The organism is Aquimarina rhodophyticola (genome assembly GCF_042434915.1).
Lineage (GTDB): Bacteria > Bacteroidota > Bacteroidia > Flavobacteriales > Flavobacteriaceae > Aquimarina.
Window position 1 is genome coordinate 668,083 of the sequence record NZ_CP170198.1, and the last position, 25,704, is coordinate 693,786.

Annotated in this window: 16 protein-coding genes; 12 read left to right on the top strand and 4 right to left on the bottom strand. The window is 36.4% G+C overall.

Annotated elements, in window-relative coordinates:
* Window positions 1-779: 779 nt before the first annotated feature.
* From ACE939_RS02945 to argH, 9 genes are read left to right on the top strand one after another with little or no spacing between them, the layout of a single operon-like run.
* Window positions 780-1,421, top strand: coding sequence for a GNAT family N-acetyltransferase (locus tag ACE939_RS02945; protein ID WP_378187291.1), 642 nt, complete (start codon window positions 780-782; stop codon window positions 1,419-1,421).
* Complete coding sequence (locus ACE939_RS02950; protein WP_378187292.1) at window positions 1,409-2,602, top strand: argininosuccinate synthase; 1,194 nt, start codon at window positions 1,409-1,411, stop codon at window positions 2,600-2,602. Before ACE939_RS02945 ends, ACE939_RS02950 begins: the two co-directional genes overlap by 13 nt.
* A complete protein-coding gene (argC, locus tag ACE939_RS02955; protein WP_378187293.1) occupies window positions 2,599-3,576 on the top strand; it encodes an N-acetyl-gamma-glutamyl-phosphate reductase in 978 nt (325 codons plus the stop codon). The genes ACE939_RS02950 and argC overlap by 4 nt, the downstream gene beginning before the upstream one ends.
* A 15-nt stretch (window positions 3,577-3,591) precedes the next feature.
* Entirely contained in the window at window positions 3,592-4,386 is a 795-nt protein-coding gene (gene proC / locus ACE939_RS02960; RefSeq protein ID WP_378187294.1) for a pyrroline-5-carboxylate reductase, read from the top strand.
* Between the two features lie 40 nt (window positions 4,387-4,426).
* The gene (locus ACE939_RS02965) at window positions 4,427-5,599 is read left to right on the top strand and encodes an aspartate aminotransferase family protein (RefSeq protein WP_378187295.1); all 1,173 of its coding nucleotides are present in this window, start codon (window positions 4,427-4,429) and stop codon (window positions 5,597-5,599) included.
* A 24-nt stretch (window positions 5,600-5,623) separates the two neighbouring features.
* Complete coding sequence (locus tag ACE939_RS02970; protein WP_378187296.1) at window positions 5,624-6,580, top strand: N-acetylornithine carbamoyltransferase; 957 nt, start codon at window positions 5,624-5,626, stop codon at window positions 6,578-6,580.
* Complete coding sequence (argB, locus tag ACE939_RS02975) at window positions 6,573-7,367, top strand: acetylglutamate kinase (protein WP_378187297.1); 795 nt, start codon at window positions 6,573-6,575, stop codon at window positions 7,365-7,367. The genes ACE939_RS02970 and argB overlap by 8 nt, the downstream gene beginning before the upstream one ends.
* A gap of 23 nt (window positions 7,368-7,390) precedes the next feature.
* Window positions 7,391-8,476 (top strand): M20 family metallo-hydrolase, encoded by a 1,086-nt coding sequence (locus tag ACE939_RS02980; RefSeq protein ID WP_378187298.1) that lies wholly within the window; start codon window positions 7,391-7,393, stop codon window positions 8,474-8,476.
* Between the two features lie 21 nt (window positions 8,477-8,497).
* Complete coding sequence (gene argH, locus ACE939_RS02985; protein ID WP_378187299.1) at window positions 8,498-9,775, top strand: argininosuccinate lyase; 1,278 nt, start codon at window positions 8,498-8,500, stop codon at window positions 9,773-9,775.
* A gap of 433 nt (window positions 9,776-10,208) precedes the next feature.
* Here the strand turns inward: argH and ACE939_RS02990 are convergent, their stop codons facing one another.
* The 4 genes from ACE939_RS02990 to ACE939_RS03005 all read right to left on the bottom strand — a co-directional run bounded on the left by ACE939_RS02990 (window position 10,209) and on the right by ACE939_RS03005 (window position 14,925).
* Window positions 10,209-11,213: a metal-dependent hydrolase gene (locus ACE939_RS02990; protein WP_378187300.1), complete on the bottom strand. Its 1,005-nt coding sequence runs from the start codon at window positions 11,211-11,213 to the stop codon at window positions 10,209-10,211.
* A 163-nt stretch (window positions 11,214-11,376) separates the two neighbouring features.
* On the bottom strand, window positions 11,377-12,918 hold the full coding sequence (locus tag ACE939_RS02995; RefSeq protein ID WP_378187301.1) for an acyl-CoA carboxylase subunit beta: 1,542 nt from the start codon (window positions 12,916-12,918) through the stop codon (window positions 11,377-11,379).
* A gap of 3 nt (window positions 12,919-12,921) precedes the next feature.
* Entirely contained in the window at window positions 12,922-14,364 is a 1,443-nt protein-coding gene (gene accC, locus ACE939_RS03000) for an acetyl-CoA carboxylase biotin carboxylase subunit (RefSeq protein WP_378188410.1), read from the bottom strand.
* 72 nt (window positions 14,365-14,436) lie between these two features.
* Window positions 14,437-14,925, bottom strand: coding sequence for an acetyl-CoA carboxylase biotin carboxyl carrier protein subunit (locus tag ACE939_RS03005; protein ID WP_378187302.1), 489 nt, complete (start codon window positions 14,923-14,925; stop codon window positions 14,437-14,439).
* Between the two features lie 492 nt (window positions 14,926-15,417).
* Between ACE939_RS03005 and ACE939_RS03010 the strand changes: the two genes are divergently transcribed.
* Genes ACE939_RS03010 through ACE939_RS03020 form a run of 3 tightly spaced genes read left to right on the top strand, consistent with a single transcriptional unit; the run spans window position 15,418 to window position 25,704 of the window.
* On the top strand, window positions 15,418-20,205 hold the full coding sequence (locus tag ACE939_RS03010) for a hypothetical protein (RefSeq protein ID WP_378187303.1): 4,788 nt from the start codon (window positions 15,418-15,420) through the stop codon (window positions 20,203-20,205).
* A gap of 1 nt (window position 20,206) precedes the next feature.
* The gene (locus ACE939_RS03015) at window positions 20,207-22,306 is read left to right on the top strand and encodes a fibronectin type III domain-containing protein (protein WP_378187304.1); all 2,100 of its coding nucleotides are present in this window, start codon (window positions 20,207-20,209) and stop codon (window positions 22,304-22,306) included.
* 2 nt (window positions 22,307-22,308) lie between these two features.
* Entirely contained in the window at window positions 22,309-25,704 is a 3,396-nt protein-coding gene (locus ACE939_RS03020; RefSeq protein ID WP_378187305.1) for a T9SS type A sorting domain-containing protein, read from the top strand.

Consider the following 25,704-nt stretch of genomic DNA (forward strand, 5'->3'; position numbering starts at 1 on the left):
ACAAAAATATTTCTAAATTGTCTGTATACCCCGCAAGAATCAGTTAAAGTACTGTGAGAATTATGTTATAATTAGTAAGTCTATTAAAGGAATAAAACCATAGTATATATTTAATAATACAACAGTAATCAGTTGTACTATATAATAATTAGGGTGGTATTTCATTTCTGTTTTGATTTAGACTACAAGCGAAAGTTTTCGATTACAAAAAAAAACTTAAAACTGTTTAGCCATTCATATATGTTGAATGATCTTATAGAGGGTGATGTATGGTAAGTGAAAGATGTATTTAAATGTTAAATTTTATACAATTCATCACATATAGTAAAGAGTCACCAACTGGTGGCTCTTTTTTATTTAATAATTTTCCTACTTTAAAAAAAAATTGTACTATTGCAGTGTTAGTTAACGAAAGGGGCTAAGGCCGACGATTTAGAGTTACTATTATGAAAGCACTACATTTATTTATTTCCGATTTTAATCAATCAATTTTTTTAGATAATCTTCTAATAAGCGTCTTTCGCTTGCGACGTCCCAGTGGGCTGTAATTTATTTTAAAAGTGGGTGCGTCCTGCTTTCCCGTGAGGTTAGATCCATTATTTTTAAGTTATAGTTGCTTTTTTATAAAAGCAACAAATCTTTTTATCATGACCATATCTGGTCTGGATCCAAAATTCAATAATATTATTAATCATCTATAGAATTCATTCTTTAGATATATAGTTTATCGTATTGTACTTTCTTATTAATAAAGATCGTACAGCTTTCTATACTACTTTATGGAACAGATAATTATAACAATTGCCAATCACAACCATTTACATTTTGCAGAAGAGATATGCGAGGTTATCTCAATTTCTGCAACCATTCGCGGTACAGGTATAGCCAAACGTACACCCGAGTATATTCGAACCAAAATAGAAAATGGAAATGCAATCATCGCTCTCGCAGGTGATGCTTTTGCTGGATTTTGTTATATCGAAGTATGGGGTCATAATAATTATGTAGCACATTCGGGCTTAATTGTACATCCTGAATATCGAAACCTTGGTTTAGCAAAAAAAGTTAAAGAATTTACATTTAACCACTCATTAAAAAAGTTTCCTAATGCCAAGATATTCGGAATTACAACTGGACTTGCGGTAATGAAAATAAATTCTGAGTTAGGGTATAAACCTGTCACCTTTTCAGAACTAACAGATGATCCCAAATTCTGGCAGGGATGTCAAACGTGTACAAATTTTTCTATACTAACTTCAAAAGATTATAAAATGTGTTTGTGCACAGGTATGCTCTTTGACCCTGCTAAACAAAAGCCTAAAAAGCAAAGCTGGTTTAACAATTCAGTCATAAAACTAATTAAAGAAAAAAAGCAAAAACTGCTCGAAAATCATAAAAAAGTAACATCATGGAAAAAGTAGTACTAGCATATAGCGGGGGATTAGATACTTCGTTTTGTGTAAAATATTTAATAAACGAAAAAAAACTAGCAGTTCATACCATATTAGTCAATACTGGAGGTTTTGAGGAAAATGAATTAAGTCAAGTAGAAAAAAGAGCATACGATTTAGGAAGTACTTCGCATGTAAATAAAACAATAGTTAATGCTTTTTACGAAAAAGCGGTTAAGTATTTAATTTTCGGTAATGTTTTAAAAAACAATACATATCCTTTATCCGTTAGTGCAGAACGAATATTTCAAGCTATTGAGGTGATTACCTATGCAAAAGCAATTGGAGCAAAGTATATCGCACATGGAAGCACTGGAGCAGGTAATGATCAAATTCGTTTTGATGTAATTTTTCAAACTCTTGCTCCCGAAATTGAAATTATTACCCCTATACGAGACCTTAAACTTTCGCGTCAAGCGGAAGTAGATTACTTAAAACAGCACGGCATTCTTTATAGTTGGGAAAAAGCGCAATATTCAATTAATAAAGGCTTGTGGGGAACCAGTGTAGGAGGCAAAGAAACCTTAACCTCATCACAGCCGTTGCCAGAATCTGCATATCCCAGTCAGTTAGAAGATGGAATTAAAGATAAAAAGCTAACGCTTAATTTTGAGAAAGGTGAATTAGTAGGTCTCAATGGAGCTTTTGATACCCCCGTTGAAATAATCAAAAAATTAGAAAAAATTACAAGCTCGTATGCAATCGGTAGGGATATCCATGTGGGTGATACCATAATTGGTATTAAGGGACGTGTTGGATTTGAAGCAGCAGCTGCTATACTAACGATAAAAGCGCATCATACTTTAGAAAAACATGTATTGTCCAAATGGCAACAATATTGGAAAGAACAACTTGCTAATTGGTATGGAATGTTATTGCATGAAGGTAATTATTTAGATCCTGTAATGCGTAATATTGAAACCTTTTTGGATGATTCACAAAAATCTGTAACAGGAGAGGTATACATTACTTTAAAACCCTATCACTTTACTGTTGATGGCATCGACTCAAAATTTGATATGATGGCGTCAGATATAGCGACCTATGGAGAAGAAAATGATGCATGGACCGCCGATGACGCTAAAGGATTTATCAAAATTTACGGAAACGCCAATAAAATAAATCATCACATAAATTCTCAAACAGTATGATACAGGTAGGGATTGTCGGGGGATCAGGCTATACAGCAGGCGAACTTTTAAGAATATTGGTGCATCATACAAAGGTTGATATCAATTTTGTTTACAGCACTACCAATGCAGGTGTTTCAATTGTAAAACAGCATCCTGATTTGTTGGGATCGATCAAGTTAGATTTTACAGATACTATTAATGCCAATGTAGACGTAGCATTTTTATGCCTCGGACATGGAAAATCTAAACATTTTTTAGAAACCCATACGTTTTCTAGTAAAACTAAAGTAATCGATCTTGGCAATGACTTTAGATTGCAAGCAGATCAGTATTTTAAAGAAAGAGATTTTATTTATGGCTTACCAGAATTACAGAATAAAAAAATCACCTCTGCAAATAATATAGCAAATCCTGGATGTTTTGCCACCGCAATTCAATTAGGCGTTTTACCGCTCGCTGTAAAAGGTTTATTAAGACAAGCGATTCATGTTAATGCTACTACAGGAAGTACAGGAGCTGGTGTACAGCCTGGAGCGACCACTCATTTTAGTTGGAGAGATAATAATTTTTCAAGCTATAAGGTCTTTACACATCAACATTTAGCTGAAATTAAGCAATCCTTGTTAAACAAACAGCCTGATTTTAAAGCACCTATTTACTTTGTTCCCAATCGAGGTAATTTTAGTAAAGGTATTTATGCAACGATCTATACTCAATACGATGAGAGTCTTGAGAAGGCTATTTTTTTATACAAACAGTATTATCAAAATATGCCATTTACACATGTATCAGATGCTGCAGTAACTCTCAAACAGGTATTAAATACCAATAAATGTTTGGTGCATTTGCAAAAACAAGGTGATATGCTCATAATTACTACAGTGCTAGATAATTTAATAAAAGGAGCATCTGGGCAAGCCATACAAAATATGAATCTCATGTTTGGTTTGGACGAGACTACAGGTCTTAATCTAAAAGCCAGTGCTTTTTAAAAAAATGTAATAACTATGGAAAAGTTAGCAATAATTGGTGTTGGAAATTTGGGAAAATCTATTCTTGACGGAATTTTAGCGGGTGGATTGTTCGACATAGATCAAATCACAATCTCAAGTAAATCAAAAAAAAATTTAACAGCAGTAAAGCAGCTCTTTAATGTACAAGTAGTCCATGATAATGCAAAAGCTATTGTTAATGCAAAGTGGATAGTACTTTGTGTACAACCCAAACAATTACACTCGGTTTTACAAGATATCAAAGGTTCTGTTCAACCTGATCAAATAATTATTTCTACGGTTACAGGCGTAGGAATTAGTGATATTAACAAGATTCTCTCAAATAACAAAGTGATTCGTGTCATGCCTAATACAGCAGCCTCAAAAAAAATGTCTATGACTTGTATCGCTGCTAATAGCGAGTGTAGTGAGGAGTTAAAAACAGTAGATAAAATCTTTACAACCTTAGGTAAGGTTCTAGTTATCGAAGAGGAGCTTATGCAAGCTGCTACTGTACTTGGGGCTAGCGGCATTGCATTTTTTTTACGTTTTCTACGTGCGATGATTCAAGGAGGGATTCAAATGGGATTTCACCCTCACGAGGCTCAAATTATAGCAGTCCAAACAGCTATAGGGGCAGCCACTTTAGTTTCAGAAAATGGGTCACACCCAGAATGTGAAATCGACAAGGTTACTACGCCACAAGGATGCACCATCCAAGGATTAAATGAGATGGAACATCAAGGATTAAGCTCCTCTGTAATTAAAGGCGTCATGGCTTCTTACAAAAAAATCAATTCAATACAATAAGCGGTGTGAACACAAGAACACCCTCACCTAAACTAGAATTATGAAATTATTTGATGTATACCCATTATACGATATAGAACCGACACATGCATACAATTGTACAATTGTCGATAAGCATAATGTAGAGTACCTTGATTTATATGGTGGCCATGCCGTTATTTCGATTGGACACGCACATCCGCATTATATAAAAAGTATTAAAAATCAGTTGGATAATTTGGGATTTTATTCGAATGCTGTACAAAACAAATTACAACAACGATTAGCTAAAAAGTTAGGAGAACTTTCTGGGTATTCTCAATATCAATTATTTTTATGCAATTCTGGCGCAGAGGCTAACGAAAATGCTTTAAAACTGGCATCTTTTCACACGAATAAAGCTAGAATTATAGCCTTTACCAATGGATTTCATGGCAGAACCTCTGCGGCAGTTTCAGTGACCGATAATGCAACTATCATTGCACCTTTAAACAAACAGCATGATGTTACCTTACTTCCTCTTAATCAAATAGGATTGGTAGAGGAGGAACTTAAAAAGGGTGATGTGTGTGCTGTGATAATTGAACCCATACAAGGTGTAGGAGGATTGGACCAAGGAACCTCTCAATTTTTTAAGGCTTTAGACAAAGCTTGTAAAGCAAATAACGTTTTATTGATTCTCGATGAGGTGCAAGCTGGTTACGGAAGAACGGGTAAATTTTTTGCACATCAACATCATGGGATAACCCCAGATATCATTTCGGTAGCCAAAGGTATGGGAAATGGTTTTCCCATGGGAGGCATTTTGATAGCACCCCACATACAAGCGAGTCATGGTTTGTTAGGAACTACTTTTGGAGGAAACCATTTAGCTTGCGCTGCAGGTATTGCGGTTTTGGAAGTGATCGAAGAAGAAAACCTCCTCAAAAATGCCAAGAAGATGGGTCGATATTTTAAACAACAGATAGAAAGTATTGAGCAAGTACATCAAGTAAAAGGTAGAGGCTTAATGCTAGGATTGCAATTTGAGTTTGAAGTTAGTTCCCTGCGCAAAGCGTTGCTTTATAAATATCACATTTTTACTGGCGCTGCAAAGAATCCTCGTGTATTGAGAATATTACCGCCGCTAACCATTACAAAATTAGACATTGATATATTTATTAAAGCATTACGATTAGAATTGGCTGAAAGGAACATGTCTGAGCCTGTTAAAACTAAAGTATCTCTCACATAAATCAGGAAATAAAAGCGATAAGAAATGAAAAATTATTTTTCGGTACATGATATAGATTCGGTATCCGATTGGGTAGCAGAAGCAAAGGATTTAAAAAAGAATCCTTTAGGGTATAGCCAGTTGGGTAAAAATAAAACGTTGGGTTTACTCTTTTTTAACCCCAGTCTTCGTACACGTTTAAGTACTCAAAAAGCAGCCCTCAATTTGGGAATGAATGTGATGGTGATGAACTTTACAGGAGAAGGTTGGTCCTTAGAATTAGAAGAGGGTATTGTGATGGATCAAGGTAATTCTGAGCATATTAAAGAGGCAGCACAGGTGATTTCTCAATACTGTGATATACTAGCAATTAGAGCCTTTGCAACATTGGAGGATAGGGATGACGATTATAGTGAGAAAGTGCTTAAAGGTTTTATAAAATATGCCACTATCCCTATACTCAATATGGAAAGTGCAACAGGTCACCCTTTACAAGCACTGACAGATGCAATTACCATCGATCAATTTAAGATACAAAAGCGGCCAAAAGTAGTTATGTCTTGGGCACCACATCCCAAAGCATTACCGCAGGCAGTGGCCAACTCTTTTGCAGCGATTGCACAACGCCTAGATGTCGAATTTGTGGTAACGCACCCCAAAGGTTACGAATTGTCTGATCAAATCGTTCCTAGTGCTTGTGTAGAGTACGATCAAGAGATAGCTTTAAAAAATGCAGATTTTGTTTATGTGAAGAACTGGAGTGCTTATCATGAATATGGCAAAGTACTACAGAAAGATATGTTGTGGAAAATTTCTAAAGAAAAAATAGCACTTACCAATAATGCAAAAGTGATGCATTGTTTACCCGTACGTCGTAATGTGGTTATAGATGATGCTGTACTCGACAGTAAAAACTCTATTGTGATCCAACAAGCTCACAATCGAACCGTAGCCGCTCAGCTCGTATTACAAAAATTATTAAAAGGGAATAATCATGAGTGAAATTATCAATAAGGAGACGCTTTTTATAGCCAAAATTGGTGGCAATGTTATCGAGGATCCAGTGGTGTTATCTCAATTTTTACAAGACTTCTCAAATATTCAAGGTCCCAAAATCTTGGTACATGGGGGAGGCAAAATAGCAACTCAATTAGCAGAGCAGCTAGGTATAGCTACCGAGATGATAGATGGACGTAGAGTCACTACTGCCAAAATGCTTGATGTCATTGTAATGACCTATGCAGGTTTAGTAAATACCAAAATTGTTTCTGGTTTGCAAAAACATAGGTGTAATGCACTAGGACTTTCGGGAGCAGATGGCAACGTGATTACGGCAACAAAACGAGAGCCTCTTTTTATTGATTATGGATTTGCAGGTGACATTACTGATATCAACTCATCATTTCTAGAAGAAATACTTTCTTTGGACATGATACCTGTATTGTGTAGTGTAACTCATGATTTAACCGGTCAGCTTCTTAATACCAATGCCGATACGATTGCATCTCAAGTAGCTGCGGCTATGACAAGGTACTATGATGTATCACTATTTTATTGTTTTGAGCTACAAGGTGTGTTATCCGACATAAATGATAAGGAGTCTGTAATACCGCATATTGATCAGAAAAAATATGCCGAACTCTTGGATGCAGATGTTATTAGCGATGGGATGCTTCCAAAGCTACATACTTGTTTTAAAGCCTTAGAGCAGCAGGTTACAACTATCCACATCGCAGACGCAAATTTTTTGAAGAATCCTAACAGCCTACATACAACACTCACGCTATAATTGAACGTAAAAAAAACTTAAAAATGATCGATCCAGAAATACCACTCATCAAAAGTTTAACCAAGCAAGCGATTCAATTGCTTCAGCAGTTAATCAAAACTCCTTCTTTTTCTTCCGAAGAAGATACAACTGCTCAGTTATTAGAACGTTGGTTTCAAGATCACAACATTGCGTATCAACGAGAAAATAATAATGTATGGGCATATAACAAACATTTTGATAAAAAGAAACCTACCATCTTGCTCAATTCGCATCATGATACGGTTCGCCCTAACGGAAATTATACAAATGACCCTTTTGATGCATTTATAAAAGATGGAAAATTGTTTGGTTTAGGTAGCAATGATGCAGGGGGATGTTTGGTGAGTCTATTGGCAACATTCACTTATTTTTATGAACAGGATCAGTTAGGTTATAATTTACTAATGGTTGCGTCTGCAGAGGAGGAGAGTAGTGGTAAAAAAGGCTTAAACAGTGTGTTGCCCAAACTCGGATCCATTGACTTTGCTATTGTGGGGGAACCTACGCTACTGCAACTTGCTATTGCCGAAAAAGGACTATTAGTAGTAGATGTAGCTGTGCAAGGTACTGCGGGACATGCAGCACATCCCAATAACGATAATGCTATTTACAATGCACTATCTTGTATCGAATGGTTTAAAACATATGCTTTTGAAAAAGTTTCGTCGACATTGGGTGCTGTAAAAATGACAGTAACGCAAGTAAATGCGGGTAATCAACACAATGTAGTACCAGCAGTTTGTGAATTTGTGGTCGATATACGTGTGAATGATTTGTATACCAATCATGAAATTATGCAATGTATACAAAACGAACTACCTACACGGGTACGTATAACACCCAGATCGATGCATCTAGGAGCGTCATCTATTGCAATAGAGCATCCAATAGTACAATCTGGAATTGCTCTTGGGCGAACTACCTATGGTTCACCAACACTCTCTGATCAAGCAGTCCTTAATTGTCCCTCGCTTAAACTAGGTCCAGGGGATTCTACACGGTCACATGCTGCAGACGAATTTATTTATATCGATGAGATTAATGAAGGGATTACACTTTACATAAAAATGTTAAACAACATACTATAGTATTAAAAAGAGAAAGACATTATGAAACTCTGGGATAAAGGATTACCAACCAACGAAAAAATCAATCAATTTACAGTAGGCAATGATCGGGAATTAGATTTGGTACTAGCCAAGTATGATGTACAGGCAACCTTGGCACATGCCAAAATGCTATGTAGTGTCAAACTTATATCTGCACAGGAGCTTATAGCAATAACAGAAGTATTAGAAATGCTATTATTACAAATTGAAGAAGGAACATTTGTAATCGAAGAAGATTTTGAAGACGTACATTCAAAAATCGAATACGAGCTTATTACATCCATAGGAGACGCAGGAAAAAAAATACATACAGCAAGATCACGTAACGATCAAGTACTAGTAGCGATGCATTTGTACCTTAAAGATGAGCTACAACAAAGTAAACAATTGGTTAAGGAGTTAAGTACGAATTTATTGGAGCTGGCAAATAAATATCAAGATGTGCTTTTACCAGGATATACACATTTACAAGTTGCCATGCCCTCTTCGTTTGGCTTATGGTTCTCGGCATATGCCGAAAGTTTTGTTGATGACCTATTCTTTGTGAATGCCGCAATACAGGTTGTAGATCAAAATCCGTTGGGAAGCGCTGCTGGATACGGAAGTTCGTTTCCCATCGATAGAGAATTCACTACGCAAGCGTTAGGTTTTGCAACGCTAAAATATAATGTTGTAGCTGCACAAATGAGTAGAGGTAAATCAGAAAAAGCCACAGCGTTTGCACTGAGTAGTGTTGCGGGAACGTTATCAAAATTGGCAATGGATGTATGTCTATACATGAGCCAGAACTTTAATTTTATGAGTATACCCTCAGAGTATACCACAGGATCCAGTATTATGCCACATAAAAAAAATCCAGATGTCTTTGAACTGATCAGAGCAAAATGTAATGTAATTCAAGCGCTTCCGTATGAGTTAACGTTACTTACTAATAACCTACCTAGTGGCTATCATCGAGATTTGCAACTACTTAAAAAAAATCTTATTCCTGCGATTCAGGATATTAAGGCCTGTTTAGAAATGGCAAATTATGCATTACAACAGGTCACGGTCAATAAAAGTATTCTAGATAGTTCAAAATACGAATATCTTTTTAGTGTAGATACGCTTAACAAATTGGTAGTCGATGGGATGTCGTTTAGGGATGCTTATGTAAAAATCGGAAAGGATATTGAAGCGGGTACTTATGTCCCTATCAAAGGTACACAACACACGCATATTGGAAGCATAAATAATTTGGGGCTATCGTATATAGAGAAAAAACTGAGTTCGGTTTGATCTGGTCATATTGTATAGTAGGTAAGGTGATTTACGCAGCAATAGGCATAAAACGGTATACTTATTTGATTAATTGAGCAAAAAATGTGTTTTTTTTGTTCCTGCGGTTTGCAGGAGCTTTGCAAATGATTTTTTTTGTTCCTGCAATTTGCAGGAGCCGTGCAGACGGTTTTTTTTGTCCCTGCAAATTGCAGGAGCCGTGCAGACGGTTTTTTTTGTCCCTGCAAATTGCAGGAGCCGTGCAGATGGTTTTTTTTGTTCCTGCAAATTGCAGGAGCAATGTAGATGGTTTTTTTTGTCCCTGCAAATTGCAGGAGCAATGCAGACGGTTTTTTTATTCGGTATACAAGAAACTTTTGAATAAAGAGCTGCTTAGTAGTTTTTTTTGCTTTCGCGAAAGCGAACGAAACTCTTAGACAATTATATCAAAGCATTATATACCAGCCATACGAACAAAAAGTTTTTTGATCAAGGCGTAACCATCTCTAAATTTTTTTTCTGGTTCTTTTGCATGCAACTCATTATCCTCGTAAAATAGTTGGTAACTAAACACAAACGGACTCTTAGGGTCTTCAAAATTTAATTGGCCAAAGCGTAAATCATTAAAAAGTAGTGTATTTTTAGTTTGGTTAATAGTGTACCAGCCTTCGGTAAGTTTGACAAGTCTTTTAACCAAAGGATCCGTTCTCAAATCACCCAACAGATCATGATTTTTGGGAATAGCACTAAAACTAATAGTATCGGTACTATCGAAGATTGAGTAATATCCTATAAGGTATGCGTCGGTAGTTTCTACATTGGCAGTCCATAAGATGCTATTAAACGGTGTTGGTTTCGTTTGTATAGCTATATACTCAATATTTTGTGCGATTAAGCTAGTTTCAAATTTTGTATACGTATATCCCTTTAAAACCAAAGTAAGCAGTAAATAACAACTACTCATGACAAGCCCTATTTTTGCATAACTTCTTCGTTTTGGATTCTCACGTTTGAGCCGCATAGCTAATATTACACACAATAAAAAAGGTAGCGTATACAAAGGATCAATTACAAAAATTGATTTGAAGGAAACTTTGTAAGGAGAGGGCCAAAATAACTGAGTTCCCCATGTGGTAAAAGCATCGAGTAAGGGATGTGTAAAAAGACCCAAAAACATAAGTAAGGTCCAATCCTGCCACGTGGCGTGTAATTTCTTATATATTTTTGCAAGTAGCCAACCTAAGAGTGGTGCTACCAGTAAGCTAAATAGAATAGAGTGTGAGAATCCTCGATGTAACTCATTAGCACGTACAGGCTCAAAAAACCATTTTGCCATGACATCCAAATCGGGAATCGTACCAGCAATAGCTCCCCATAAAATGGCTTTGTTGCCAATTTTTTTACCAAGTGCAAGTTCGCCCACCGCAGCACCTAGAACTATTTGAGTCAACGAATCCATAATTGTTTATTTTTTAAAAAAAAGTATCTATAACGAGAATAGGTTTACGCTATATTAAATGGAGCTAAGTTTAACCGTATTCAGAATTCTGAATAATGATTTCTTAGCTCCATTCGAATTAATTACTAGAGTAATTTTTTATGTACTCTATTTATCTCTTTGGTTATAGAGGTATGTTACCGTGTTTTTTCTTTGGAAGCAATACTTCTTTATGTTCTAGCATGCTAAACGCTTTCATCAATTTACGACGTGTATCTTTTGGTAAAATAACTTCGTCTATAAAACCACGTTGAGCAGCTTTGTATGGATTGGCAAAAGTTTCGGCATATTCGGCCTCTTTTTCGGCTAGTTTTGCAGCAGGATCATCTGCTTTGCTAATTTCTTTTCTAAAAATGATTTCGCTAGCACCTTTGGCTCCCATAACCGCAATTTCTGCCGATGGCCATGCAAAGTTAAGGTCTGCTCCAATATGTTTTGAGTTCATTACATCATACGCACCGCCATATGCTTTACGAGTAATCACGGTAACTCTAGGAACGGTAGCCTCACTTAACGCATATAATAATTTTGCTCCATGTACAATAATACCATTCCATTCTTGATCGGTACCTGGTAAAAAGCCGGGAACATCGACTAATACTAATAACGGAATGTTGAAACAGTCGCAAAAACGCGTAAATCTCGCGGCTTTTTTAGAACTGTTTACATCGAGTACCCCCGCAAGAAACAATGGTTGATTAGCAATGATACCAATACTTTTACCACCGATACGCGCAAAACCAACAATAATATTTTCGGCATAATCCTTATGTACTTCAAAAAATGAATCTGTATCGATGATGCCACTAATAACCTCGTGCATATCATACGGTTTGTTAGGATTGTCAGGGATGATATCCATGAGTTCCTCACGTATCTCGTTACCCAATGTATAGGGGAGTGTAGGTGCTTTTTCGGCATTACTTTGAGGCATGTAACTAAGTAAACTTTTTAAATCCTCAAGGCATTGTACATCATTAGCAGATGTTATATGAGCAACTCCCGATTTGGTAGAATGCGTACTTGCACCTCCCAGCTCTTCGGATGTAACTTCTTCATTTGTAACTGTTTTAACCACATTAGGTCCTGTTACAAACATATAGCTTGTATCCTCGATCATAAGGGTAAAATCTGTCATTGCGGGAGAGTACACTGCGCCACCAGCACAAGGTCCCATAATAGCAGATAATTGTGGGATCACTCCCGAGGCTTGTACATTGCGATAAAATATATCTGCATAACCACCAAGAGATCTCACACCTTCTTGTATACGTGCTCCACCAGAATCGTTAAGACCGATTAAAGGCGCTCCTACTTTGACTGCAAGATCCATAATTTTGCAAATTTTTTCGGCATGTGTTTCTGACAAGGCACCTCCAAAAACGGTGAAATCTTGTGCAAAGATATAGACTAATCTACCTGCGATGGTACCGTAGCCAGTGATTACACCATCACCATAATATAGTTCTTTGTCCATATTAAAATCGGTAGTACGGTGTGTAACTAGAATTCCGATTTCTTCAAACGAACCTTCGTCTAGTAAATAGTTAACACGTTCGCGCGCAGTAAGTTTTTTCTTTTCGTGCTGTTTTGCAATACGTTGTTCACCACCTCCCAAATGGGCTTTTTCAATTTTTTCTTGTAACGTTTTTATTTTGGATTCCATAGTCTAATGTATCGGTAAGCGTAACTTTTTTTGATCTTTTAAATAATGTTGTAGTGCTATCATGGCAGCAACTTTTGCCTCTTCTTCCATTTCTTGATGTAAAAATTCGGCAGAGTAGTAATTTTTCACAAAATGCGTGTCAAAATTTCCACTTCTAAAAGCTTCGTGTTCACAAACAAACTTTCCAAAAGGCAAGGTGGTTTCTACACCTTTAACTTGATACTGGGCAATAGCGCTTATCATACGTTGTATAGCTTCTTCTCGTGTATCGGCGTAGGTAATTAGTTTTGCTAACATTGGATCGTAATAAATAGGAATATCCATACCTTCTTCGAACCCATTATCCACACGTACACCTTCACCTTGAGGCAATTGATAGACCTCTAGCGTACCTACACTAGGCAAGAAATCATGTAAAGGATCTTCTGCATAGATTCTTAATTCTAGAGCATGACCTTTAAGTTGTACTTCATCTTGTTTAAGCGGTAGTTTTTCACCTCTTGCTACACGTATTTGAAGTTCTACCAAATCGAGATTGGTAATAAGCTCGGTTACTGGATGCTCTACCTGCAGTCGGGTGTTCATCTCAAGAAAGTAAAAGTTGTGTTGCTCATCCAAAAGAAATTCGACAGTACCTGCACCTACATAATCACAGGCTTTTGCGACTTTTACAGCGGCTTCGCCCATTTTTTGACGCAATGCAGGTGTCAATACCGAGGATGGCGCTTCTTCTACAACTTTTTGATGACGGCGTTGTATGCTACATTCACGTTCAAATAAATGAAGTACATTACCGTGTGTATCGGCCATGACTTGTATTTCTATATGTCTGGGCGAACCTACATATTTCTCTATAAATACAGCTCCGTCACCAAAGGCAGACACAGCTTCGCTAATGGCTCGCTGCATTTGTGATTCTAGATCACTTTGCTTTTCTACCACGCGCATTCCTTTACCACCACCACCAGCAGAGGCTTTTATAAGAATAGGAAATCCAATTTCGTTAGCAATTTTGGTAGCTTTTGCAACATCGGTAATGGCTTCGTCAATGCCAGGTACCATAGGAATATCATATTTTTTTACAGCATCTTTGGCTGCAAGTTTGCTTCCCATTACTTTAATAGCTTTGGATCCAGGACCTATAAAAATAAGTCCATTAGCAGTCACAGCTTCTGCAAACTGAGCGTTTTCACTCAAAAAACCATATCCTGGATGTATGGCATCCACATTTAATTTTTTTGCAACTTCGATTATTTTGTCACCTAATAGATAGGATTTATTTGATGGAGCCTCACCTATATGTACAGCTTCGTCTGCAAAGCGCACATGGGGAGCATTACGATCAATAGTTGAGTACACAGCAACTGTGTGAATACCCATTTTTTTTGCAGTCCGCATTACGCGAATAGCGATTTCGCCACGATTTGCGACGAGTATTTTATGTATAGATTTATTTGCATTCATGGAAGGAAAAATATTTACGTTACTATTGACATGCGTCAAAAAACTAATAGTGATTTATTCAAACTCAATTAAAAGTTGTCCCTTATCTACAGCATCGCCTAGATTCGCATTTATAGATTTAATGACTCCATCTCGGGGTGAAACTAGAAGGTTTTCCATTTTCATAGCTTCTAAAATTAACAGGGGAGTATCTTGAGCAACGGTATCTCCAACTTTTACGTGAACATCCAGAATCAACCCTGGCATAGGAGCTTTGATTGAATTTACATTTTTTGTAGCACCAATAGTGAACCCCATTGCTTTAATAGCAATATCAAGGGCATCATCGATATGAACTTTAAAATCGGTATTGTTGACACGTACCGTATATTGCTTGTCAGTAAAATTTTGATCAATGATTTGGCTGTGAAATGATTTTGATTTGTGCAATGCGTGATATGAATTCTCGCCAGTAGCTACTGCATCAATAGCTGATAAAGTAGCATCATTAAAATCAAATTCGAAAGTGTCATCCACTTTAACTTTGAAGTTATTAGTAGTCATACAAGAGTTTTTTTTAGAGAGTAAATATAATGTATTAGCAGTAGCTTACCATAATGGTTTTATGAATTTACTAGCATTTTTAATAAAAAAAGATTCGATTCGGATCTTTTTTTATAGTATAAAAGCAAAAGGGATGTTTTTTATAAGAATATTTTAATTTGTAGCTTTTTTTGTTCCAAAGGGATTATTTTTTATTGGACGGTATAAAGCAGTTCAAAATTTTGGAAACAGAAAGGATGCTTATTGGAGATTTAATAAGTATTGTAATTCAATAATTAACTATTTTAATAAAATCAATTATTATTTGTAGGAAGGAATGTGTATTTCAAGATAAAGAATATTCTTACAAATAATTTTTTATTGTATAGATACTGTGTTTCAGATGGTTATTTCAATAGTTATAATCCATTAATTTAACCTTAAATTGTTATTTATTACTGGTTGAATTCTATATTTTTTGTAGTATTGCAATCTGTGTCTTAACATAATTTTATGAAGATAAAGCTATTTTTGCTCTTAACCTACCTATCTTGTCTGTCCGTTTTTGCCATTTCTACAGAGAAAGATTCATTGGTGACAAAACAGTCTAATCCTGTTCCTTTAGTAGAGGATGAAATAAATACATTTGTTCAATTACCCGAAATGGATGCAAAATTTCCATTGAAAGCTGGTAGACAAAGGGTTACTTCTCCAGAATTTTCTTTTAAACAATTGAAGTTGGATTTTCCAGGTATGCCTACTTTAATTAACGATGCAAAATCAGAGGCTAAAGCTAACTTTAAAGAAATAGATAGTACAGGTCGCTGGGTGGCATCCTTTGCAAATGAAAATATTCAAGTGCTTCCAGTTGGTATTAAACATACCGTAAATGAAGTTGAGTATCAAATAGGGTTCTCAAAAGCTAGATTTACTAAAGAGTTTACAGAACTTACCGTTTTTGTCAAAGTTATATTACCACAATCGGACGAATATGGAAAACCGATAGAACTTTTTTTTGGTGCTAATAACGTGAAGCTCTCCCATCAAGGAGGTATAATTGGTGAGGCTAATCTAGTCTTGTTGGGGGATATGTTTATACCTTTTAATGGAGGTAATTGGCTACTAATTCTTAAAGGAGGTTTTGACTATAAAACAGGTGAGACTCAAAACAAAACTTTTGTAACAATTGATTGTGACGGAGTAAAAGAGATGGGAATCGAAGGCGAAGTTCAATTTTCGCGAAGTATGATAATACCTGTAGATGCAGAAGGTAATCCTGGTCCAGAAACTATACAATATACAGGAGCTGTTAAAGAACCTATTCAAATACCTAATAGAGTATCTGGTGCTTTTAAAGCAGTAGCGTCAGACTGGAACGATATGATAGTCGAATTAAGTATTTCTCCCTTTGTATTAGCGAGTCAACCTGATAAATTTATGTTTTCGGTAAATCAGGCAGTTTTCGATTTTAGTGATTTAAGAACAGAGAATGTCACTTTTCCCAAACATTATTATGATGAAGGTTTATTGTTGCCAAGTGAGGAAGCTTGGAGAGGTGTTTATGTACAATCTCTAGAAGTTGGTTTACCAGCAGAATTTAAGACAACAGAAAGTATACCACAAAAGAGAAGAGTACACTTTGAAGCGGCAAATCTTTTAATAGATAGCTATGGTGTTTCAGGATATTTTGCAGGTGATAATTTGATTCCTTTAGAAACAGGAAGAACCTCAGAATCCAAAGCATGGGCGTATTCTGTGGATCATATCGGTGTAGAAATAGCTTCTAATCGGCTTATTGCAGCACAATTTGAGGGGCAGATCGTTTTACCTATTAGCAAGGATAAAAATAAGCAACAAGGGGACGGAAAAGAAAAGTTGGGGTTAGGGTATAAAGGTATTATCTCAGAAGAGGAATATGCTTTGGTCGTTTCTACCTTAGATACTCTAGAATTTGATGTTTTTAAAGCAAAAGCAGAATTACTACCCAACTCATCGGTAGAATTAGCAGTGCGAGATGGCAAGTTTCAGCCCAAAGCTGTACTTAATGGACGTATGGCTATTTCTGCCAGCCAAAAAGAATCGTTGGCTAATGAAGGAGATACGTATACTACAGGAGAAGGTGATAAAAAGAAAGAGCATACGGTACAGTTTAAAGGGATTGAGTTTCAAAACTTAGTATTGCAAACCACATCGCCAATTATTCAGGTAGAATATTTCGGGTATAAGGACGAAGTAAAATTAGCTAATTTTCCTGTTTCTATAGCCAACATAGCTTTTACTTCGAATGAGGTCGAAGCTGGAATAGAGTTTGACCTGATGGTTAACTTGATGGGTAAAGAGAGCAAAGGATTCGCTGCTGATGCTCGATTAGGAATATTTGGGAAGTTTCAAGAAGAAAATTATAAACAAAAATGGAAATATGATCGCTTAGATATATCCCGAATTAATATAGAAGCAAATATGGGAGCCATCAAATTGAAGGGTGGTTTAGAATTAATGAATAATGATCCGATCTACGGAGATGGTTTTTCTGCTGAAATCGAGGGTACGTTTGGAAAGGAAGATACGGGCATCGGACCAATAACTTGTAAAGCGATTTTTGGAAAAAATGAGTTTAGATACTGGTACGTGGACGCAGCTGTTCGCGGATTGAAAATTCAAGCAGGACCTTTACAAATAACTGGGTTTGCTGGAGGAGCATTTTACAAAATGTCAAGAAAGCCAAATGCAGGTCCAGATTTCTCGCCATCAGGTTTGTCTTATGTTCCTAACAAATCGGCTAGTCTTGGAGTCAAAGCAATGGTATTTGGAGCAATTCCAGATGAAACCTCTGTTGCAATTGGTGCAGGATTTGAAATTGAGTTTAATACTAAGGGAGGGGTAAATCGATTAGGATTTTTTGGAGAAGCTCAAGTTATGCAAGCGTTTGATTTTCCAAACCCTGTGGGTAAACTTACCGAAAAGCTAAGTGGTATGGTAAGTAGTGAAATGCTCAATGGTGTGATGGATAGTAAAATGGGCAAAACTTTTCTAGATAAAGCAACCGAGCAGTATGAACCTGAAGTAGTAGGAAAGGCCGCCATAAGTGCTAAGATGGGTATGGAATTTGATTTTGTGAATGATTCTTTCCACGCATCCTTAGACCTTTATGTAAAAGTTGCTGGGGGAGTTATACAAGGTAGAGCCTCTGGAGGAAGAGCTGGATGGGGAGTTGTTCATATTTCACGTGATGAATGGTACGTACATATGGGAACACCTACAGATCGCTTAGGACTCAAAATGGGTGTTGGCTCGTTCTCTATTGAAACTGGAGGTTATTTTATGGCAGGAGATCGCATTCCTGGAAGTCCGCCACCACCACCTGAAGTAGCTGAAATCCTAGGTGTCGAAGCCGATCAATTGGATTATATGCGTGATCTAAATGCACTTGGGGATGGAAAAGGGTTTGCATTTGGGTCTGATTTCAAGATCGATACGGGTGATCTTAATTTTTTAATTTTATATGCAAGATTTCAAGCTGGAGTAGGCTTTGATATCATGGTAAAGGATTACGGAAATGCAAAATGTGTTAATACTGGAGATCAAGTAGGTATTAATGGATGGTATGCAAATGGGCAATCCTATGCCTATCTGCAGGGTGAATTAGGAATTAACATCAAATTGTTTTTTATAAAGAAAAAGATTCCGATTATCAAAGGAGGTGCTGCAATTTTAATGCAAGCCAAAGGTCCAAATCCCTTTTGGATGCGTGGCTATGCAGGAGGGTATTATGATTTGTTAGGAGGTCTGGTTAAAGGTAGTTTTAGATTTAAGATAACCATTGGCGAAGAGTGTGAGTTAGATAATGCATCCCCGCTTGGTGGTATTAAGATGATTACCGACTTGACACCCAAAGACGGAGATGGCGATATTGACGTCTTTGCTGCGCCCCAAGCAGCCTTTGCGATGAAAGTAAATCAACCTATTGTGATTCCTGAAGATGAAGGCGATAAAACGTACAAGGTAATTTTAGAAAAATTTAATGTAACTGATGAAAGCGGAAAAGAAATAGATGGTGAATTAGAATGGGGCTATATGAATGATCGCGCTACATTTATTTCTGATGATATCTTGCCACCAGATACAAAGTTGAAAGTGGCAGTTGAAGTAAGTTTTCAAGAAAAAGTTAATGGAGTATTTAGAACTATTTTAGAAGACGGTCAAAAAGCGATTGAAATAGAGGAGCGCAATTTTACAACTGGAGGTGCACCAGATCACATTCCGTTACATAATATACAGTATTCATATCCCGTTGTAGATCAACAATTGTTTTATTCAGGTGAATACAATTCAGGTTATATTCAATTACAACGTGGGCAAGATTATTTGTTTGATGATTCACAATGGAAAAGCACAGTAAAATTTATAGATGCTGATGGTACCATCGGAGAATCTGCCTTTAATTATAACACAGGAGATAATCAAGTGCGTTATCGTTTGCCGAAGGTTAAAAACGAAATGCCATATAGGATGCAAATCGTAAGTACGAGTAAAAATACAGGCAGCCGAAACAATAATCGAGATGCATCGGAGAAGAAGGATTATGGAGATGATAATACAGTAGAAATTAAAAAGAACACAGCGGATATAGTACTTAAAGAAGGTGAAATCGATCGATTAAGCTATGCATTTAAGTCAAGTAAGTATAATACGTTTAGAGAAAAGATAAGAAGCTTAAAGATTAGTGATAATTTTTGGGGTAAAATCAATTCAACGGTAATCTATTTGTCTTCTAAGGTCGAATTTAATGAAGGATTCGATTATGTTGAATTACAAGGAACTAAATATACAGAAGACAAACCATTAGTTCAAGCCGAATCTAATCTTAAAGATCAATATTTTCAAGAAGATATTAACCCGATTTTGTACAATAAATTTAGAATCAAAGATAGGTATAGGCTAACACGTAATCCTCAGGAATATGGATATGTACCCAAAAGAGCTTTACCAATCTCATCTAGTTATTTAACTAATTTAGAAAATGGTGTCAACTTAAACGAATTAGCGACTCAGTTTCCATTTAGATACAATTTGCCTTTAGTTTACTATAATGATTATTTGGATGTCAGAGATCGTGTTATGAACGATAGGTCAAATGGATTAGTTGCTGATGGTGCTTCAGAGTTAAGTATTTTATCATCAGAATATAAATTTTTGTTGTATGGAAACTATGAAATAGTAATGCAATATATATTACCTGGTGATATTAAAGGAACATCTGGAATTTATACATATAAAAACCCATCAACGATCCGAAAGTAATATGAATCCTAAAAGCTATAATAGTACCTTAAGAATTGTTATAATAACACTGTTATCGTTTACAAACTTTTGTAGTATTAATGCGCAACGTAGTGAGGAAACAGTAAATGAAATTAAGACAATTGCCAGATATACTAATGGAAAAGTTGATTTAAGATGGGCTCCAACTTCTCCTTCGGCATGGCTAAAACTGAATAAATTTGGATATACGATTGAGCGATTTACTATTTCGAAAAATGGAAAGTTATTAGGAACTCCGGAGCGAAAAGAACTAACCTCTGCGGTGCTCGTACCAGATCCGATAGCTACTTGGGAAAGTATAGTTAATCAAAATGATTATGCTGCCGTATTAGCACAAGCCCTCTATGGTGAAGGTTTTGTGGTAGAAGAGATGCAAGGAGGGGTGGCTCAAATCATCAATAAAGCAAAAGAAATAGAGCAACGTTTTTCATTTGCTTTATTTGCAGCTGATTTAAATTTTGAAGCAGCAAGGAAAGCAGCTTTGGGCTTTGTTGATACTACAGTGGTACCTAATGAAGAATATTTATACAGAATTAATAGTAAAGTACCTAGTGATATATTAGTAATTAAAATGGGTTTGGTTTCAGTAAAAACTACTAAAACAGATCCATTACCTTCACCAATCGATCTTTTTGCAGTGCCTCAAGATAAAAGCGTTATGCTCACTTGGGAGTATCAACTATTTAAGTCCATTTTTACTTCGTATTTTATTGAACGTTCAGAGGATGGAACTAATTTTAAGCGACTTGGTGATACGCCTTTAGTCAATATGAATGACAAACCGGGGAATCCATCAAAACGTATGTTTTACGTGGATACGATCGCTCAAAATGATAAAAAATATTGGTATCGTGTAAAAGGGTTATCACCTTTTGGTGAAGAGAGTCCTCCGTCTGAAGTCGTAAGCGTTTCCGGAGTCAAAGGATTAGAGGAAGTACCTCATATATCCAGACACTTTTATAATAAAGATGGAAGCATTCAAATCACATGGGATTTTGCTAAGGAGGCCGAAAAACAAATCAAAGGTTTTCAATTGCATCGCGCGGCGCAGGAACAAGGACCTTATAAACTAGTTCAAGATAATATTTCCGCAGCTGCACGATCAACAGTATATCCTGAACCGGATCCTTCAAATTATTTTACCATTACTGCCGTAGGTCAAGGAAATCAACGAACAACTTCGTTTTCGGCTTTTGTACAAACCATTGATTCTATTCCGCCAGCAATACCAAAAGGGCTGATAGGTGTAGTCGACACATTGGGTGTTGTACAATTAAAATGGGATAGGAATACAGAAAAAGATCTATTAGGCTACCGTGTTTTTAGAGGTAACTTGAAAAAAGAAGAAGTTTCACAATTAACAATACATCCTATTGATCAAAATTCGTTTATAGATACTGTACAAGTCAAATCGTTAACTAGTAAAGTTTTTTATCAAGTGGTTGCCGTAGACCAACGCTTTAATATGTCTGAATACTCTGAGCAATTAGCGTTGCAAAAACCCGATGTGGTACCTCCTTCTTCACCTATTTTCTCCAACTATAATATAAATAAAAATGGTATTGAACTACAATGGGTTAATAGTACGAGTGATGATGTAGTGATGCATCAACTATATCGACAAAAAGTCGATGAGTCTTCAAAAGGTTGGCAATTGATATTTAAAACCGATACTATAGCCAACTATTTCGATAAAAAAATAGAAGCAAACACAAAGTATAGGTACGCTGTTTTTGCTAAGGATCAAGCAGGCTTACAATCGTTACCCTCCACACCAATAACTGCAGTGATGCAAGGAGGTATCGATACAAATAGGATAAAAATGTTTAGAGTTACTGCGGATAGACTAAATAAGAATATAACCCTTACTTGGAATAAATTTTCGGATGATGTAACAGAAATTAAAATCTATAAGGCGAAAAAGGATGAGAAGCCAGTCTTGTTAAAGCAATTTCCACGGCATATTCATGAATTAGTAGACATATCAGTTTCACCTGGTAATGTATATGTATATCAACTAATCATTCAGACGCAACATGGAGACAAACCCTCTACACGCACTGAAGAAGTAATTTTTTAGGAATGAAAAAAAATGTAATAGCGATCATGATGTTGTTTTCTCTGCTTTCCTTTGGACAGGGATCTGAGGTATCAATGGGAAGAGTTCGATATGATTTAAATGGAGATGAAGATATTTGCTCAAATAGAATCACGTTATCTGCTAAATTTAAAAATTCTTTGGATGAAGAAATATTATTTTACACAGAAGGCCAAGAGGAGGGTACTTTTTATTTTAATGTTAATCCAAAATCCTTTCCTAATAGAGTTATTGAATCCTTACATGTTCTTCTATATAGTAAAGAAAAAGGTGGAACTAGCTGCAGTAAGGGAGGTAATGAAACCAGAATTACTACAGACGAATATATTCCAGTATCGTATCAACCCTGTGATGGTGCATACTATTATTGGACTAAAAGGAATGGTGGAGATTTTGAAGTACGACACACCATACAATTTAATTGGAATGTAAAGCCTATTCCGAAAGTATATCGCGTAGGAGCTGCTATTGCCGGATATGAAGATATGTTACGGGCAAGAGGAGATGAGGCTTTTGGAGATTCGGTATATTCATGGCAATATCAAATTACAGAAATAGGAACAGCACCCAGATCTGACAATGCTTCTTGGAATTACATACCTAGCGTAGCTGCTAGTAAAAATTTAGAGGTGGTGCCTAAATCATTTTTACCAATTACGAGCGTGGATAAAGAAATACATATTCGCGCTAAAGCTCGTTGTGCAGATTCTAAAGGTTCTAATTTTACCTCTTATATTATTAGACGATCGGCTCCGCATATTGTAAAAACTGTAACGGTTACTGACAAAACCAAATGTTACGACTCTAATGATGGCCGTGCAATTTTTACTTTTGACCGGGATTTGGACCCGACCATTGATTTGTTGGAGTATACTATAACAGATTTATATAATGGTGAGACTATTGCGACGAAACAAGGTATCAAGAACTTTGAAGCTGGAAGGAAGCTAACAATAAATAATCTACCACGAAGTAGATCTAAGTTTCGAATTGATATTATTGGTAAGTATAATAATAACACCTTGTATTATTCTGATGGAGAAGACCATTTTCAAGAATTTGAAATTGGTAGACCTTCCTACGTTCGTTTTGATCAAGAGCCACAAAACACTGTTGTGGATAACTGGTGTTTTGATAGTAATGACGGTGAAGTGAGTTTAAAAGCTTCCGGAGGTAGTGGTTCATATGAGTTTAGGATTCGCAAAGATGACGAAAGTTTTGTTGATAACTGGAAACCTTTTTTGAGAGGTGAGAATCATACTGAAAAGAATTTAGATGCTGATACGTATTTTATACAGATTAGGGATAGTAATTTTTGCGAAGCGAAAGAGGCTGTACAGGTACGACCAGGCGAATTTGAACTTGGTGCAATTATTGAAAAAGAAATAATTGTTACCGAACCAACTGCTCCAGTGGCTGTTCAAACCGAAATTTTAAATGATCCCACAGCTTATGGATTTGAAGATGGACGAATTCAGGCAATAGTTACAGGAGGTACTTCTAATCCAATCGATGGGAGTTATGATATTGAATGGAGAGATAGACATAACAATTTAATCAATACATATACTACTGCTTATGATGCTAACAGTAATAGTTTTGTGGTTACTTTACATAGTGTTGGAACAGGAAATTATACAATTACAGTAGAAGATTTTAATTATGATAATGCATCTAATAAAGTGGGATGTACAATTACTAGTGCTTCCATTTTCTTAAATCAACCAGACCCCCTAGAAGTTAATATCGAAATATTAAATACAATCTCTTGTAACAACGAAAACGAATACAGTAACGGAGCTGATTTTGAACAACCTCTAGGCCAACCCGATCAATTTCAGGATGGGGTGCTACAAGCAACCGTAAAAGGGGGTGTGCCTTTTGATACCACAACATTTCCGCAAGCAGATGATTGCAGAGAAAATCGAACATATTATTGTTATACTTGGAAAAAGCAAAATTCTGATGGATCATGGTCAAGTGTGGGGACTAATGACAGAATTATTAGGAATCGAAGTACCGGTACGTTTGCATTGAATATTGAAGATTACAACGGAATCCAATTAGGAACTTATGAGGCCTATCAATTGCCTGATGGGTCAAGAGAATATAGATTACAAACAGCCATCGACAGTACTCAGTTTTTGCATCAACCCGATAAACTAGAAGTTGATTTTGTCAAAACAAATATTAGCTGTGCCAATGGGAATGATGCCATGGCCGAAGCATTGGTTGTGGGAGGAACGCCACCTTATGCATACCGCTGGAGTACTGGTGCAGATACAAAAACAGCTACTAATCTCATTGCAGGCACCTATTTGGTGTATATCGAAGACGCCAAAGGTTGTCAGTTAGAGGGTAGCGTAGTGATTGAGCAGCCCAATGGGTTGGAAATCATACCACTTGACTTGATAGCACCTACTTGTTATCAAGGAAATGACGGAGTTGTGAATGTTCAGATTACTGGTGGAACACCACCGTACACTTATGAATGGAGTACAGGGGAAATAGCGCTCAGTAGAAATAACTTATCCGCTGGCACCTATCGTTTACAGGTGGCAGACGCCGAGGGTTGCTTAGCTTTTAAGGATTTTATTTTAGAAGATCCATTGCCAGTATTTGTAAATTTAGAGGCTACACGTTCACTTTGTGGAGGTCAATCTGTAATTTTAGATATAACCATAGACGATCCTAAAGCAACCTATCAATGGGAAGCCTCTAATGGGTTTACAAGCTCACTAGCCAAAGTAGAATTAAAGGATAGTGGCGTTTATACAGCGACCATTACTTCTGGTTTAGGATGTATAGGGACGTCGATTATTAGCATTGAAACTTTTGATACCCCAATTGATGCAGACTTCTTACTCACCACCCAAGCTTATGTAGACGAAGAAATCATTTTAGTGAATGTGAGTGAGCCTTTAGGAGATCACGTAGAATGGACTATTCCCGAAACGGCCGATATTATATCTAAAACTGATGAACAATTAATTTTAAGTTTTGAAGCTGAAGGGCCTTATGAAGTCAATTTAAGATCCTATCAATCAGATTGCTATCAGGATTTTTCGAAAACAATATTAGTTCAACCCGCAATAGAAAGTGTTGAAGCGTTTGCGGCTCAAGGAGATTTTGTAAAAGAATTTATTGTATATCCAAACCCAAACCCAGGAGTTTTTAAAGCAAAGGTAAGTTTGGCCGAAAGCTCTAATGTAACGATTAAAATTGTAAATCTTATTTCGGGGACGGTGATGAATGAAAGAAGTGTGAAAAATCAACAGGAATTATTATTAGAGTATGAAATGGGACTCCCTACAGGTATTTATTTAATGTTATTAGAAACACCAAAAGGATCCGAAACCCGGAAGCTAGTTTTTGAGTAG

Bases quoted from the DNA above. Each gene is read 5' to 3' on its own strand.
- ACE939_RS02990 (WP_378187300.1), bottom strand. From the start codon at position 11,213: ATGGATTCGTTGACTCAAATAGTTCTAGGTGCTGCGGTGGGCGAACTT.
- ACE939_RS02965 (WP_378187295.1), top strand. From the start codon at position 4,427: ATGAAATTATTTGATGTATACCCATTATACGATATAGAACCGACACAT.
- ACE939_RS03015 (WP_378187304.1), top strand. From the start codon at position 20,207: ATGAATCCTAAAAGCTATAATAGTACCTTAAGAATTGTTATAATAACA.
- argB (WP_378187297.1), top strand. From the start codon at position 6,573: ATGAGTGAAATTATCAATAAGGAGACGCTTTTTATAGCCAAAATTGGT.
- ACE939_RS02980 (WP_378187298.1), top strand. From the start codon at position 7,391: ATGATCGATCCAGAAATACCACTCATCAAAAGTTTAACCAAGCAAGCG.
- argH (WP_378187299.1), top strand. From the start codon at position 8,498: ATGAAACTCTGGGATAAAGGATTACCAACCAACGAAAAAATCAATCAA.
- ACE939_RS02950 (WP_378187292.1), top strand. From the start codon at position 1,409: ATGGAAAAAGTAGTACTAGCATATAGCGGGGGATTAGATACTTCGTTT.
- ACE939_RS03010 (WP_378187303.1), top strand. From the start codon at position 15,418: ATGAAGATAAAGCTATTTTTGCTCTTAACCTACCTATCTTGTCTGTCC.
- ACE939_RS02970 (WP_378187296.1), top strand. From the start codon at position 5,624: ATGAAAAATTATTTTTCGGTACATGATATAGATTCGGTATCCGATTGG.
- ACE939_RS02945 (WP_378187291.1), top strand. From the start codon at position 780: ATGGAACAGATAATTATAACAATTGCCAATCACAACCATTTACATTTT.
- ACE939_RS03020 (WP_378187305.1), top strand. From the start codon at position 22,309: ATGAAAAAAAATGTAATAGCGATCATGATGTTGTTTTCTCTGCTTTCC.
- ACE939_RS02995 (WP_378187301.1), bottom strand. From the start codon at position 12,918: ATGGAATCCAAAATAAAAACGTTACAAGAAAAAATTGAAAAAGCCCAT.
- proC (WP_378187294.1), top strand. From the start codon at position 3,592: ATGGAAAAGTTAGCAATAATTGGTGTTGGAAATTTGGGAAAATCTATT.
- argC (WP_378187293.1), top strand. From the start codon at position 2,599: ATGATACAGGTAGGGATTGTCGGGGGATCAGGCTATACAGCAGGCGAA.
- ACE939_RS03005 (WP_378187302.1), bottom strand. From the start codon at position 14,925: ATGACTACTAATAACTTCAAAGTTAAAGTGGATGACACTTTCGAATTT.